Consider the following 12276-nt stretch of genomic DNA (forward strand, 5'->3'; position numbering starts at 1 on the left):
TGTGAGCACCGCACAGCAGAAGCTAGAACTGCAGAAACCCGAACAGCAGAAACCCGAACAGCCTCAACCGGTCGTAATTGTGGGGGCCGGACCCGTGGGCATCCTCAATGCCCTGGGCCTGGCCCGGGCCGGGGTCCCCGTCCGCGTCTTTGAACGCGCTGGCACCGTAGCCAACTCGCCCCGCGCCATGGTGTACCACTGGTCCGTCCTGGACGGGTTGGAGCGCCTCGGGCTTTTCGAGGACGCCGTTGCCCGCGGTTTCCTCAAGCAGGACTACACCTACAAAGTGCACAAGACCGGCGAAGAGATCAATTACGGGCTCAAGTCGCTTGAAGGGCGGGTCAAACACCCGTACAACCTGCACCTCGGCCAGAACGCCCTGGTGGAAATAGCCCTTGAGCACCTGGCACGCCACCCCCACGCCGAAGTGCTCTGGGACCACAAGTTCATCGGTGTGGAGCAGGGCCCGGACTCCGTCACGGCAAGCTTCGCCACCCCGCAGGGAACCATCACCGCCGAAGGTTCATGGCTGATCGGCGCCGACGGGGCGCGCAGCGGGGTCCGCGAAAGCCAGGAGATTGCCTTCGAGGGCATCACCTGGCCTGAACGCTTTGTTGCCACGAACATCCGCTACCCTTTCGAAGCGGCCGGCTACAGCCAGACCACCATGCTGATCGATGACCGTTTCGGCGCAATCATCACCAAGATCGACAACAGCGGCGACACCGGGTTGTGGCGCTACACCTACTGCGAGGATGCGGCTCTGCCGGTCGAAGGCATCGAAGCGCGCATGCCGGAGTTCTTCGCCTCGATTGTGCGCGATCCCGAAAAAGTGGTGGTGGACGCCTATTCGCCGTACAGCATGCACCAGCGGGCGGCAGCAACGTTCCGTTCCGGCCGGGTGCTGCTGGCCGGTGACGCCGCGCACGCTACCAATCCGACCGGCGGGCTCGGCCTGACCAGCGGGCTGTTCGACACTTACGTCCTTTCCGAGGCGCTCGCCGCCGTCGTCAAGGGTGGAGCGCCCGAAACGGTGCTGGACGAGTACGCCACGGAGCGCCGCCGCGTCTTCGTCGACATCGTCAGCCCGGCCGCGAGCAACAACAAGCGGCTCGTGTACCACTCCTCGGATGAGGCCCGGCTTGAGGAAGACCTGGCCGTTCTGCGGCGGCTGCCCGTGGACGAGGATGCCGTGGTCCAACGCCTGATGTTCCCCAAGAGCCTTGAGACCCGTTCGCTGATCGGGGCGTGGTGACGATGGCGGGCATCACCGACTTCAGCGGAAAGACGGCGGTGGTCACCGGCGGCGCAAGCGGCATCGGCTTCGCCATGGCGCGGCGCTTCCTGGAAGAAGGCATGCGGGTGGCCATTGCCGACATCGAACAGGCCGCGCTGGACACCGCAGTGCGGGAACTCTCGACCATCGGCGACGTGATGGGCAAACGCACAGACGTGCGCAGCGTCAAGGACCTCGAGGCGCTCGCCGAAGCGGTGCTGGAAACCTACGGCCGCATCGACGTCGTTTGCAACAACGCCGGCGTCGAAACCGGCGGCAGCTTCCTGAACATCACAGAGGAGGCCTGGCGCTGGGTGATGGATGTGAACTTCTTCGGCGTCCTCAACGGCTGCCGGGTGTTCCTGCCCCTCCTTGAGGCCGGAGGCGGCGGACACATCGTCAACACCGCCTCGGTGGCCGCCTTCAGTTCAGGCACCGCCACCATGACGCCGTACTGTGCCTCCAAGTTCGCCGTCCTGGGCATGAGCGAATCCCTCGAGGTGGAACTGCGGACCGCCGGCAGCCCCGTGGGTATTTCGCTGCTGGCGCCGGGCCCGGTCAAGACGCGGATGGTCGACGCCGAGCGGAACCGCCCGGCAGACGTGCCCCTGGCCGCCGAGCCCGGGCGGGTGGCGGTCATGGAACGGCTTGCGGCAACCACCGCCGAGGCGGGGATGGAACCCGCCGAGGTGGCCGGGCAGGTGCTCGACGCTATCCGCACCAACAGCTTCTTCGTCCTGCCACACCCCGACATGGCCCGGGCAGGCGTGCAGCGGCGGCTGGACTGGATGTCCACAGGCACCCCGCCTCCGGCACGCCAGGCCGGTTCCTAAACCCCACTACCGTTCAACGAGGAACAGACATGACTGACACAAACACCCTCACCGACGCCATCGAGGCCCCGGTCTCGGGCTACGACGCGTTCTCGCTCGAAACGCTGCACGATGTGCACACCTTCGACGGCGAACAGCGTGAAATCGCTCCCGTGGTCTACATGGAGAAGTACGGCTACTACGCCATCACCCGATACGCCGAAATCCAGAAAGCACTGCGCGACTGGAGGACCTTTTCGTCCACAGACCGGCCGTTCTACGCGCCGTCGCCGTTCCGGCCGCGCACCCTGATCCTGGAAGACCCGCCGGAGCACACGGCGTCGAAATCGGCGGTGTTCAAGGTCTTCGACGCCGAAAACCTCGCCAAGATGTCCGCCTACTTCAAGGCTGAAGCCGAACGGCTCATCGACAATCTCCTGGCGGATGGCCCGGCCGAGATCAACGCGTACAACGACCTCTCCGTGAAGTACGTCCTCAAAGTCTTCCCCGACGTCCTGGGCCTGCCGGAAGAGGGACGCGAGCTGCTGCTGAAGTTCGGCGACGCCGTCTTCAACGTCTTCGGCCCGCCCAGCGAACTGCAGGCCGCCAAACTCGCCAGCGGCACCGAAGCGATGGAATGGGTGGAAGCCAACACCGCCCGAGACGTGCAGTCCGAAGGGGGTATCGGCTGGCAGCTGTACGGCATGGCCGACGAGGGCAAGATCTCCGAGCACACCGCCCAGCAGATCCTCAAGTCCATCTTTGCCGCCGGTTTTGACACCACGACGGCGTCCATCGCCTCGATGATCCGTGCCTTCGCCGACAACCCCGGGGAGTGGCAGAAGCTGCGGGAGAACCCGGACCTGGTGGACAACGCCTGGGAGGAAGCCATCCGCCTCTACCCGGCCTCCCGCTACGGCGGACGCTGGGCCACCAAGGAGACCGTGCTGGGAGGCGTCCGTATTCCGGAAGGCGCCAAGATCCTGACCATGTGGCTTGGGGCCGGACGGGATCCCCGCCAGTACGACGCCCCAAATGAGTTCCGCGTTGACCGAGACCTCAAGAACGCGCACCTGTCCTTCGGGTTCGGGATCCACACCTGCGCCGGAAACCAGGTGGCCCGGCTCGAAGCCCGGACGCTGCTGCGTGCCATGGTGGAACGGATCGAGAAGATCGAACTGACCGGTGAACCGCGGAAGACCGTGAACTACCAGGCCTTCGGACACGATTATGTGCCCGTCCGCCTGACGCCCGCCGCATCCGCCTAGGCCACCGGATGCCCACAACGACGACGGCGGATCCGAGTCCCGGCGCCGCTCACCCCGGCGAACGGCCCCAAAGCGATTTGCCGCTGAGCGCGCCGCACCTCAACAACACAGCGCGGACGGTGCGGACCGGCGGGTTCTTCCTCCCGGGAGACCTGCAACAGTCCGGCGCCGGTCCCTGGCAGCTGGGACCCGCCTGGGTCCAGTGGGAGGCGCCGGCTGACGGCACCACGCAGACACCGTGGGTATTGGTGCACGGCGGCGGCGGCCAGTCCACGGACTGGCTGGGGATCGACGACGGCGTGCCCGGCTGGGCGCCGAGCGTCGGGGACGCCGGCTTCCCCGTGTACCTGCTGGACCGGCCAGGTCACGGAAGGTCACCGTACGATCCTGCACGGCTGGGCGGTCGCACCGGGTTTCCCGACTACACCGGTGCGGCCGCGGTCTTTGCGCCGGAGCACACCGCAGAATCTGGGCGAGGAGGAGCCGGTTCCGGACCCACCGCCGAACACTCAGCGTGGCCGTGGGGCCGGCGGCCGGGTACGCCGGAGTTCGACCGACTGGTGGCATCCTCATCGGGCATGCTGACGGACACCGCGCTCAGCCAGGAACTCGATGCCCGGCGCATCGTGGACTTGCTCGAACGGACGGGCCCGGCTGTGCTGGCCACGCATTCCGCCGGTGCTGCCGGCGGCTGGCTGGCGGCGGCCCGTTCCCCGCACCGGGTCCGGGGCGTTGTCACCTTCGAACCCATTGGCCCGCCCTTCAGGGGCCTGGGGCCGAGGGGACGGCTTGCTCATGGGCTGACAGCAGTGCCGCTCGCGGCCGGCAACCACCCCGAATCCCCAGCCAGCCAGGCACCACTCGAGGGACTGCCTGTCCTCGTGATCTCCGGGGAGGCTTCAGGCCGCGCCGCGGGCGACAGCGAAACGGTCGAGTTCCTGAACCGGGCCGGTGCCAGCGCCACGCACCTTCGGCTCGAAGAACTGGGGATCACCGGCAACGGCCATGGACTGATTTTCGAAAACAATATCAACGAGATCCTCGAGCCGGTCCTGAACTGGCTGGCGGAGCACAACATCACCTAGGAGCACGCAATGACGCAGGCTACTCAGCTGGCAGCACGATCCGGTAAAAGCCCGGCCGCCAACATCCGGATGTGGGGGCTGGACGCCCCCAAGATGGATATCGACGCCGCACACCTCGTGGTCGGTGCCGAAGGGACCGTCCGCATTCCCCTCCCCGCCTACCTGATTGAGCATGAGCAGGGCCTTGTCCTGTTCGACACGAGCATGAACCCGCTCGTATGCGATGACCCGGCTCTGGTCTTCGGGGAACGCCCGGAGACTTCGATGATCGTTTCCAACCCGGAGCAGCGGATCGACCGCCAGCTCGCCAAACTTGGCTACCGCCCGGAGGACATCACCCACGTTGTCCTCTCCCACACCCACTCGGACCATGCCGGCGGCCTGTACCTATTCCCGCAGGCCAAGTTCTTCGCCGGTCCCGGCGAATTCCAGTGGGCCGCCAATCCGGCACCGGAATCGGCACACCTCTTCAACCCGTCGGATCTCGGCGGCGAAGTCAAGGAATTCGATTGGACCACCGTTCAGTCGCCCAGCCAGGACCTGTTCGGCGATGGCGCCATCATCATCCACCACACCCCGGGCCACACCCCCGGCGAGCTCAGCGCGCTGGTTCGGCTGCCCAGCCAGAACATCCTGCTCACCGGAGACACGGTGCACCTGCGCGAAGCCATGGAATGGGATGCCGTGGACGGCTCGGACTGGGATCACAACGAGGCCCGGCGCTCCATTGAGTCCCTTAAGCGGATCCGCGACGAGGAATCGGCTACGGTCTGGATCGCCCACGATCCCCGGGACTGGGAAGACTTCGGCGGCCCCATGAAAGAGCTCTCCTGATGGCGCGCCTCCTCTTCGATTACCGCTGCACCGGCTGCCGCGCCGACGTCGAACTTTTCATGGAGACGCCGGCCCCGGCAATCACCGTGTGTCCCGCCTGCGAGGGGGAGGCCCGGCGCCGCTACACGAGCCGTGGACTGGCCCTGAGCGGCCGCAGCCTGCAGGCGGTGGCCCCGGCGGCCGGCGGAATCGATTGCCGCGACAACCCGGACGTCCCCGGCCTGTGCCATGTTGCGCCGTCCGCCCGGCGGCGGCTCATTGCCCGGCACCGGGGGGACACTGACACCTATGAGGCCGAGACGAAACGCCAGACACGCGAATTCGAAGCCAAAGGCCCGGCCGCGCTGGACCAGGTGGTCAGCCACAGCCACTGACGTACATCTCAGGGCCGTAGAAACAAAGGTGCCGCCCGGCGAGCCTTACGCTCGCCGGGCGGCACGTTGCTTTGCCGGACGCTTCTTACGACGGCGATTGCCTCAGGTCAGGACTCGTGCCCCGCCCAGCGCGCAATTTCCGTGTGGTCGGCTCCGGGCGTGAGCTGGCCGTACGCCTCAGTCCAGAGGTCCACGGCGCGGCTCCCCAGGCGGCCGGGCCGGCCGATCTCGGCGGCGAGCTGCGTGGCAATTTTCATGTCCTTGAGCATCAGGCCCAGACCGAAGCCGGAGTCGTAGCCGCCGGTGAGGACGAAGTTCGGCCATTTGTTCTCGGTGGAACCGCTGCGTCCGCTGGAGGCGTTGAAGACCTCCAGCATGGTGGATGGATCGAGCCCGAACTCCTGCCCGGCTACCATCGCCTCCGACGTAGCCAGCAGGTGCGTGGCGGACAGCAGGTTGTTCAGCGCCTTGAGGGCATGCCCTGACCCCACCGCGCCGGTGTGTCGGACCCTGCCGAGCACGGCCAGCACTTCGCTGAGTTCGGCGAGGGTGTCTGCATCGCCGCCGGCCATAATGGTCAGCGTTCCCTTTTCCGCCCCGCCCACGCCGCCGGACACGGGGGCATCCACCAGGCGGGCCATCCCGTCAGCCGCGAGCTTTCCTGCAAGGGCCCGGGTGCGCAGCGGTTCTGACGAACTCATGTCCACGATCACTGCCGCAGCGGGCAGCGCCGCGGCCACACCGCCGTCGAGCAGGACCGCTTCCACAACGTCCGAGTTGGGGAGCATCAGGATAAGGACATCGCACCCGGCTGCCACCTCGGTGGCCGTCCCGACTGCGGTGCCGCCCGCCTCTGCGAGGCGCTGCCTGTTGGCTGCGGCGAGGTCGGTGCCGGCCACAGAGTAACCAGCCTCCACCAGGCGGCGGGACATGGGCGTGCCCATGTTGCCCAGTCCAATGAAACCAATGCGCGGCCTAAGCGGGGACATCTATTTCCTTCAGGGTTGCTTCAGCGATGCGGAACGATTCGAGTGCTGCCGGGACGCCGACGTAAATGGCCGTCTGCATCAGTACTTCCTGGATCTCTTCCGGCGTGCAGCCGTTAGTGATGGCCCCCTTCACATGGACAGACAATTCGTGGCCGCGGTTCAAGGCGGTCAACATGGCCAGGTTGAGCATGGAGCGGGTCTTGCGGTCGAGGCCTTCCCGGCTCCAGACGGCTCCCCAGCAGTACTCAGTGACGAGCTCCTGCATCGGCCGGCTGAACTCGCTGACATTAGCGAGGGAGCGTTCTACGTGGGCGGCTCCGAGCACCTCCTTGCGGATTGCCAGGCCGTCCTCGAAGGTCTCCTTATGCGTGTGCTTCATTTCCATGGTGGCTTCCTTTCTTGAAAGTTTCGGTGGTGCGGCGGTTTTCGGGCGGCAGGACGACGTCGAAGCGCGCCCTTGTCCACGATTGAGCGCCGACGTCACGGCCGTCAGGAGTCGGCGTTCCGGGCTGCTGGGCGGCGAAGTCCTTTATGAGGGACTCCTTCACGCCGAAGACCGAATCGTTTTCCAGATGGGCGCATCCCTGCACGAAGATGTGGGTCACCAGTGTGTGCTTCTCCGCGGCGGACACCATAAAGTGCAGGTGCGAGGCACGGACGGGGGAGCGCCCGAAGTGCTCCAGCATCTCGCCAACCGGGCCGTCGTGCGGGATGGGGTAGGGCGTCGGCGTCAGTCCCCAGAAGGCGTACCGCCCGTTCCTATCGGAGAAGAGATGGGCCCGGGCAGCGGTGCGATCGTCGTCGTACTGGACGTCGTAGAAGCCGTCCTCGTCTGCCTCCCACACCTCAATCCGGGCGCCGGCCAGGGGATTTCCCTCGGTGTCTGTCACCGTCCCTTCGACCCAGCAGGGCTGGCCGGCTGCGGCGCCGGCGATGTCGCCGCCGATCTGGATCTCCGGCGCATCGGCGACGAAGAACGGCCCGAACACCGTGGCCTCGGTTGCCTGGCCGTAGGCCTCGTTGTTCACCGCAATAGTCTGCATCGACACGCCAAGCACATCCGAGAGCAGCACAAACTCCTGACGGGACTCGGTCGTAATCCGCCCCACGCGGGTGAGGAAGTCAATTCCCTTGGCCCATTCCGCCTCGGTGAGCCGGACGTCCCGGACGAAGGAATGCAGGTGGCGGACCAGCGAAGCCATGACTTCACGGTCGCGGGCCCCGCCGCCGGTGAAGGAGCGGACCACCTCGTTCACGAGGTCTTCCTCCCGGGCGGATTGGGAGCCAATCCTGGAGTCGGTTGTGGCCACGGTGACAGTCACTCTGTTCCTCCTTCGAATGCGGTCGCGGCGCCGCCTGCCAGGACGGCCGGCCGGGTGGTGGGTTCGGTTCCGGCCAGGGCTGCGCGAAGAAGGTCGCCGATGTTTGCTCCAGTCGCTTTGGCAGGGTTCGACGGCGGTACCACCTTGAGGATCCGTTCCACGGCTTCGGGGATATCGGCCTCGGTGAAGCCGTAATCGCGCAGCGCGGTCGGGGCGCCCAGGATCCGGCGGAGGCTGTTCAACAGGGCCAGGGCATCCTGGGCTGGTTCAGCGCCGGACTCCTCGGCGGGGGCGTTGGCCAGTCCCGCGCGGAGGGCTCCGGCGAGCCGTGCGGCCGCGCCGGGAGCCGCGGGTCCGTTGAAGGCCACCACATAGGGGAGGACGGTCGCGTGCGTCTCCGCGTGGGGCAGGTTGAACGTTCCGCCCAGGACGTGGCAGATTTTGTGGTGCAGTCCAGAACCCGCGGAGGCAAAGGACACGGCGGCGAGGTACGCCCCGTACAGGGCAGTCTCGCGGCCGGCTAAGTCCGACGGGTCCGCGGCGATGCGGGGCAGCCCGTCGGCGAGGGCGCGGATCCCTTCCGCGGCCAGGGCCTGGTTGATGGGATCGGTGCGGGGCGCCCATAGTGAATCCACGCAGTGTGCCAGGGCGTTCAGGCCGGAGGCAACGGAGAGCGAAACCGGCAGGCTGAGCGTCAGGTCGGCGTCGTACACAACGGCGGCGGGCAGCACGCGGTCATCAACGCCAGTTGTTTTGGTCGCGTTTTCCGTCAGCCCCCACACATTCGTCGCTTCGGAACCGGCGTAGGTGGTAGGCACCGCGACGATGGGGATGCCGGAGGACAGCGCCACCGCCTTCGCGAGTCCGGTGGTCGATCCGCCGCCGACACAGACGATGAGGTCAATGCCGGCGTCGGACGCCGCTTTCCTTGCCTTGTCCGCGGTTTCCGCCGGCACGTGCTGGACAACATCCGTGTGCCAGAGGGCCACATCGGCAAGGGACAGTGCAGTCACTGCGAAGGGCCGCTCGTACTCGGACGTGATGCACATGATATTGCGCGCACCGAGGCGTGTGGCCTCCTGGGCGACGTACTCGGCAGCGCGGCCGGCTCCGAAGAGTACCCGTTGGCCGAGGGTGATGTGTTCGAACTTCATGATTTCCTTTTCTTCGAAAGCGGTGGGGGAACGACCGGCTTAGCGGGCGGCAACCAGGGGAAGGCTCTCCTGCGATACCGTTTCCTCGGCGGCTTTCCTTGCCTGGGCGAGCGCTGCGAGACGGAGCAGGCAGACCAGGGACACCGCTAGGGTTACCGCCACGAACACGGGAACGGCGTGGAAGTTGCCGGTGGAGTGCACCAGCCAGACGGCGATCATTGGGGTGAACCCGGAGCCGACGACGTTGGCCAGCTGGTAACCCAGCGACATGCCGGTGAAGCGGACCTCGGCCGGGAAGGCGTCCGCGAAGAGTGCGGGCTGGAGTCCGTAGCAGATGGTGTAGAGCCAGCCGAAGCCAAGTGCGTACGCCAGTCCGATCAGCCAAGGCTGCGCGGTGGCGACGGCCCCGAACATCAGGAAGATGGATGCCACGGCGGCAAGGGAGCCAACTATGATGAGTGTGCTCCGGCCGTGCCGGTCGGACAGGTGACCGGAGAGCAGGATCATGGGGATCTGGATGACAAAGGCGAGCATCGTGAACGAGAGCATGGTCGAGGCTGGGATGCCCATCACGCTTTGGCTGTATCCCACGAGGTAGGTCATGACGATGACGGAGAAGGCGCCGAATCCGAGGAAGCCGCCGGCCACCAGGAGCACGGCTTTCAGGTTGTTCTTCAGGACTGCCGCGATCGGAACCTTGACCTGCCGGCCCTCGGCCTTGGTGGCCTGGAATTCCGGGGATTCAGCGATCTTGAGCCGAATGAACATTCCCACGATGACCAGGACGAAGCTGAACAGGAAGGGAATGCGCCAGCCCCAGGTGAGCAGGTCCTCCTTGGGAAGCAGCGTGACAAGCAGGAACGCGGCATTGCCCAGCAGCGCCCCCGTGGCCGGGCCTACCTGGGGGATCGCAGCGAAGAGTCCGCGGCGGTTCTTCGGAGCATATTCGAACGCCATCAGGATGGCGCCACCCCACTCACCGCCGAAGGCGATGCCCTGGAGGAAGCGCAGGCAGGTGAGCATCACTGCCGCCCACACGCCCACTTGGTCGAATGTGGGAAGGACGCCGATGGCAAGCGTCGCGAATCCCATCAGGAGCAAGGTGATGACGAGCATCGGCTTACGGCCCACCTTGTCACCGAAGTGCCCGAAGACGATGGCGCCCAGCGGGCGCGAGATGTATCCGACGGCCAGGGTGCCGAACGTGGCCAAGGTAGCCACGAACGGATCGCTCTGGGGAAAGAAGACTTGCGGGAACACCAGTGCCGCGGCAAGGCCATAGATCGAAAAGTCGTAGTATTCGATCGCGTTGCCGGCGAGGCTGGCAGCGGCAACCCGGCGCAGGGCATTACGCGGCGCCGGGGTTTTCTGAGTCGGGAGCGACATTGCTTCCTCCATGATGACAGTGGTCTGAGGGATGAACCCCGGCTGCAATGTGCAGCAGGTCACTGTGATCGTAAGAGGCGAGATGCATACAAAACAACTAAGTCGCCTTGACCTCATATACAACAAATGTATGGGCAGGCCAGTGCTACCCAGGGCGCCCCGGCCACTCCTTGCCCGCCCAGGGGTCATAGTCAGCGATGAGCTCCTCCTGCTGCGGTCGCTCATTTTCGTGGACGTGCTGCAGGTTCACCCGCACCCGGTACCAGAGCGAACTCGATCCTCGCATTCCGTCGACGAGGATGTCGGCAGGATGCAGGGCGGGGACGAGGTCTGCATGCCGGGTCTTCCATGCCTCGAGCGCCACGAGGGCCTCATCCTTGGTCCTGGTACGTGCCACTTCGATAAGCGGCATCACCGACCGCCGGCGGCCCAAGCCGTCGCCGCTGCGCGGCGGCTTTTCGGCGGGGCCGAGCTCGGCAGCCAGGGCGAGGAGTCCGTCGAGTGTCCCGACCGCGTCGTCGATGCCGGCGTGGGGGTCGCCCACGGCTGCGAAGCGCTCGAGCACCGTGGGCACCGTGAATTGTTCGGGCCGGGTGGAGGTGACTTCGTCCCAGGTGAGCGGAGTCGAGACCCGTGCGTCGGGCAGGGGCCGGATCGAGTAGGCCGATGCCACGGTGCGGTCCTTTGCGTTCTGGTTGAAGTCGACGAACACACTCTCACCGCGCTCTTCCTTCCACCACCGCGCCGTGGCGAGACCCGGAGCGCGGTTCTCGACCTCGCGGGCGAGAGTCTCGGCGGCGAGCCGCACGTCGCGGTACGACCACTGGGGCGCGATGCGTACCAGGATGTGGAGTCCCCGCGACCCGCTCGTCTTCGGCCACCCCACCAGTCCCACGTCGTCGAGCACCTCCCGCGCGACATAGGCGACGTCGACGATCTGCTTCCAGTCGACCCCCGGCATCGGGTCGAGGTCGACCCGGAGCTCGTCGGGGTGCTCGAGGTCCTCGGCGCGCACGGGGTGCGGGTTGAGGTCCAGGCAACCAAGATTAACAACCCACGCCAGGCCCGCAGCATCCCGGATGACGGCCTCTTCGGCTGATGTCCCCGACGCGTAGTGCAGCGTGGCCGTGTCGATGAAGCCGGGGTGGTTTTCCGGCACCCGCTTCTGAAAGAACGGCTCAGCGCCGATCCCCTTCGGAAAGCGCTTGAGCACCATGGGCCGTCCGCCGGCGCCCCGGAGCGCTCCGTCCGCGACGGCGAGGTAGTAGCGGACCAGATCGAGCTTCGTCAGCCCGGGCTCGGGGAACACCACCTTGTCCGGACTCGAGATGCGAACCTCGGTTCCCGCAATGTTGAGGATCTCGGCCGGGGCCTTCGACGGGCTCATGCCGCCACGCTAGCAATGAACGGACGTCCCAGCCAGAGCGGATGCGCGGAGGGTGAATTTGTCCCGGAAAGTGCCCGTGGGGATGCCCCCAGACAGCCGCCTGTTTGAAGCGGGCCAGTGTGCGACGGCGGTGCCTGCGCGGTCAGCTCTGCTGCCGGTGCTCGGTCAGGACATCCCGGGCGCTCGTTCCTTCCGGCAGGAAGGACGGTGCCTGGCGGGGGTGGCGTCGCCATCATGGTGCACACCTCAAGTCAAGTCTGGCTGAAAAGCGATAGTCGGCCAAAGCGCTACCAACGGCGGGGCGGATGCGATCTCCGGGGTGATGGGGCGTCACCGATGGGTGGGGCGACTTCGGAGCCGCGCTTCAGGCCTGTCTACTGGTCCTCGCC

The 12276-nt window shown here is 66.3% G+C and carries 12 protein-coding genes; 6 read left to right on the forward strand and 6 right to left on the reverse strand.

The genetic code is table 11. The features are described 5' to 3' along the window. Nucleotide 1: 1 nt before the first annotated feature. From AC50X9_RS18495 to AC50X9_RS18520, 6 genes are read left to right on the forward strand one after another with little or no spacing between them, the layout of a single operon-like run. The gene (locus AC50X9_RS18495; RefSeq protein ID WP_494895969.1) at nucleotides 2-1255 is read left to right on the forward strand and encodes an FAD-dependent oxidoreductase; all 1254 of its coding nucleotides are present in this window, start codon (nucleotides 2-4) and stop codon (nucleotides 1253-1255) included. Between the two features lie 2 nt (nucleotides 1256-1257). After that, a complete protein-coding gene (locus AC50X9_RS18500; protein ID WP_494895971.1) occupies nucleotides 1258-2109 on the forward strand; it encodes an SDR family NAD(P)-dependent oxidoreductase in 852 nt (283 codons plus the stop codon). 29 nt (nucleotides 2110-2138) lie between these two features. Further along, entirely contained in the window at nucleotides 2139-3356 is a 1218-nt protein-coding gene (locus tag AC50X9_RS18505; protein ID WP_494895973.1) for a cytochrome P450, read from the forward strand. 8 nt (nucleotides 3357-3364) lie between these two features. Further along, a complete protein-coding gene (locus tag AC50X9_RS18510) occupies nucleotides 3365-4441 on the forward strand; it encodes an alpha/beta fold hydrolase (protein ID WP_494895975.1) in 1077 nt (358 codons plus the stop codon). A gap of 9 nt (nucleotides 4442-4450) precedes the next feature. Then, nucleotides 4451-5275, forward strand: coding sequence for an N-acyl homoserine lactonase family protein (locus AC50X9_RS18515; RefSeq protein WP_494895977.1), 825 nt, complete (start codon nucleotides 4451-4453; stop codon nucleotides 5273-5275). Continuing rightward, nucleotides 5275-5649, forward strand: coding sequence for an FmdB family zinc ribbon protein (locus AC50X9_RS18520; RefSeq protein ID WP_494895979.1), 375 nt, complete (start codon nucleotides 5275-5277; stop codon nucleotides 5647-5649). Before AC50X9_RS18515 ends, AC50X9_RS18520 begins: the two co-directional genes overlap by 1 nt. Nucleotides 5650-5756: 107 nt before the next feature. On the opposite strand, the gene AC50X9_RS18525 is transcribed toward AC50X9_RS18520, so the two are convergent. The 6 genes from AC50X9_RS18525 to ligD all read right to left on the reverse strand — a co-directional run bounded on the left by AC50X9_RS18525 (nucleotide 5757) and on the right by ligD (nucleotide 11887). Continuing rightward, a complete protein-coding gene (locus AC50X9_RS18525; RefSeq protein ID WP_494895981.1) occupies nucleotides 5757-6638 on the reverse strand; it encodes an NAD(P)-dependent oxidoreductase in 882 nt (293 codons plus the stop codon). Next, nucleotides 6625-7023, reverse strand: coding sequence for a carboxymuconolactone decarboxylase family protein (locus AC50X9_RS18530; protein WP_494895984.1), 399 nt, complete (start codon nucleotides 7021-7023; stop codon nucleotides 6625-6627). The genes AC50X9_RS18525 and AC50X9_RS18530 overlap by 14 nt, the downstream gene beginning before the upstream one ends. Then, on the reverse strand, nucleotides 7001-7960 hold the full coding sequence (locus AC50X9_RS18535; protein ID WP_494895989.1) for a dioxygenase family protein: 960 nt from the start codon (nucleotides 7958-7960) through the stop codon (nucleotides 7001-7003). Before AC50X9_RS18535 ends, AC50X9_RS18530 begins: the two co-directional genes overlap by 23 nt. Continuing rightward, entirely contained in the window at nucleotides 7957-9114 is a 1158-nt protein-coding gene (locus AC50X9_RS18540; RefSeq protein WP_494895991.1) for a maleylacetate reductase, read from the reverse strand. Before AC50X9_RS18540 ends, AC50X9_RS18535 begins: the two co-directional genes overlap by 4 nt. A gap of 39 nt (nucleotides 9115-9153) precedes the next feature. Beyond that, the gene (locus AC50X9_RS18545; RefSeq protein ID WP_494895993.1) at nucleotides 9154-10500 is read right to left on the reverse strand and encodes an MFS transporter; all 1347 of its coding nucleotides are present in this window, start codon (nucleotides 10498-10500) and stop codon (nucleotides 9154-9156) included. Nucleotides 10501-10645: 145 nt separating this feature from the next. Next, a complete protein-coding gene (ligD, locus tag AC50X9_RS18550) occupies nucleotides 10646-11887 on the reverse strand; it encodes a non-homologous end-joining DNA ligase (protein WP_494895995.1) in 1242 nt (413 codons plus the stop codon). Between the last annotated feature and the right edge of the window lie 389 nt (nucleotides 11888-12276).

The sequence above is a fragment of the Pseudarthrobacter sp. HLT1-3 genome (assembly GCF_059383535.1).

Coding starts and splice junctions, on each gene's coding strand:
- AC50X9_RS18525 (WP_494895981.1), bottom strand. CDS start 6,638: ATGTCCCCGCTTAGGCCGCGCATTGGTTTCATTGGACTGGGCAACATG.
- AC50X9_RS18510 (WP_494895975.1), top strand. CDS start 3,365: ATGCCCACAACGACGACGGCGGATCCGAGTCCCGGCGCCGCTCACCCC.
- AC50X9_RS18500 (WP_494895971.1), top strand. CDS start 1,258: ATGGCGGGCATCACCGACTTCAGCGGAAAGACGGCGGTGGTCACCGGC.
- AC50X9_RS18545 (WP_494895993.1), bottom strand. CDS start 10,500: ATGTCGCTCCCGACTCAGAAAACCCCGGCGCCGCGTAATGCCCTGCGC.
- AC50X9_RS18505 (WP_494895973.1), top strand. CDS start 2,139: ATGACTGACACAAACACCCTCACCGACGCCATCGAGGCCCCGGTCTCG.
- ligD (WP_494895995.1), bottom strand. CDS start 11,887: ATGAGCCCGTCGAAGGCCCCGGCCGAGATCCTCAACATTGCGGGAACC.
- AC50X9_RS18540 (WP_494895991.1), bottom strand. CDS start 9,114: ATGAAGTTCGAACACATCACCCTCGGCCAACGGGTACTCTTCGGAGCC.
- AC50X9_RS18530 (WP_494895984.1), bottom strand. CDS start 7,023: ATGGAAATGAAGCACACGCATAAGGAGACCTTCGAGGACGGCCTGGCA.
- AC50X9_RS18515 (WP_494895977.1), top strand. CDS start 4,451: ATGACGCAGGCTACTCAGCTGGCAGCACGATCCGGTAAAAGCCCGGCC.
- AC50X9_RS18520 (WP_494895979.1), top strand. CDS start 5,275: ATGGCGCGCCTCCTCTTCGATTACCGCTGCACCGGCTGCCGCGCCGAC.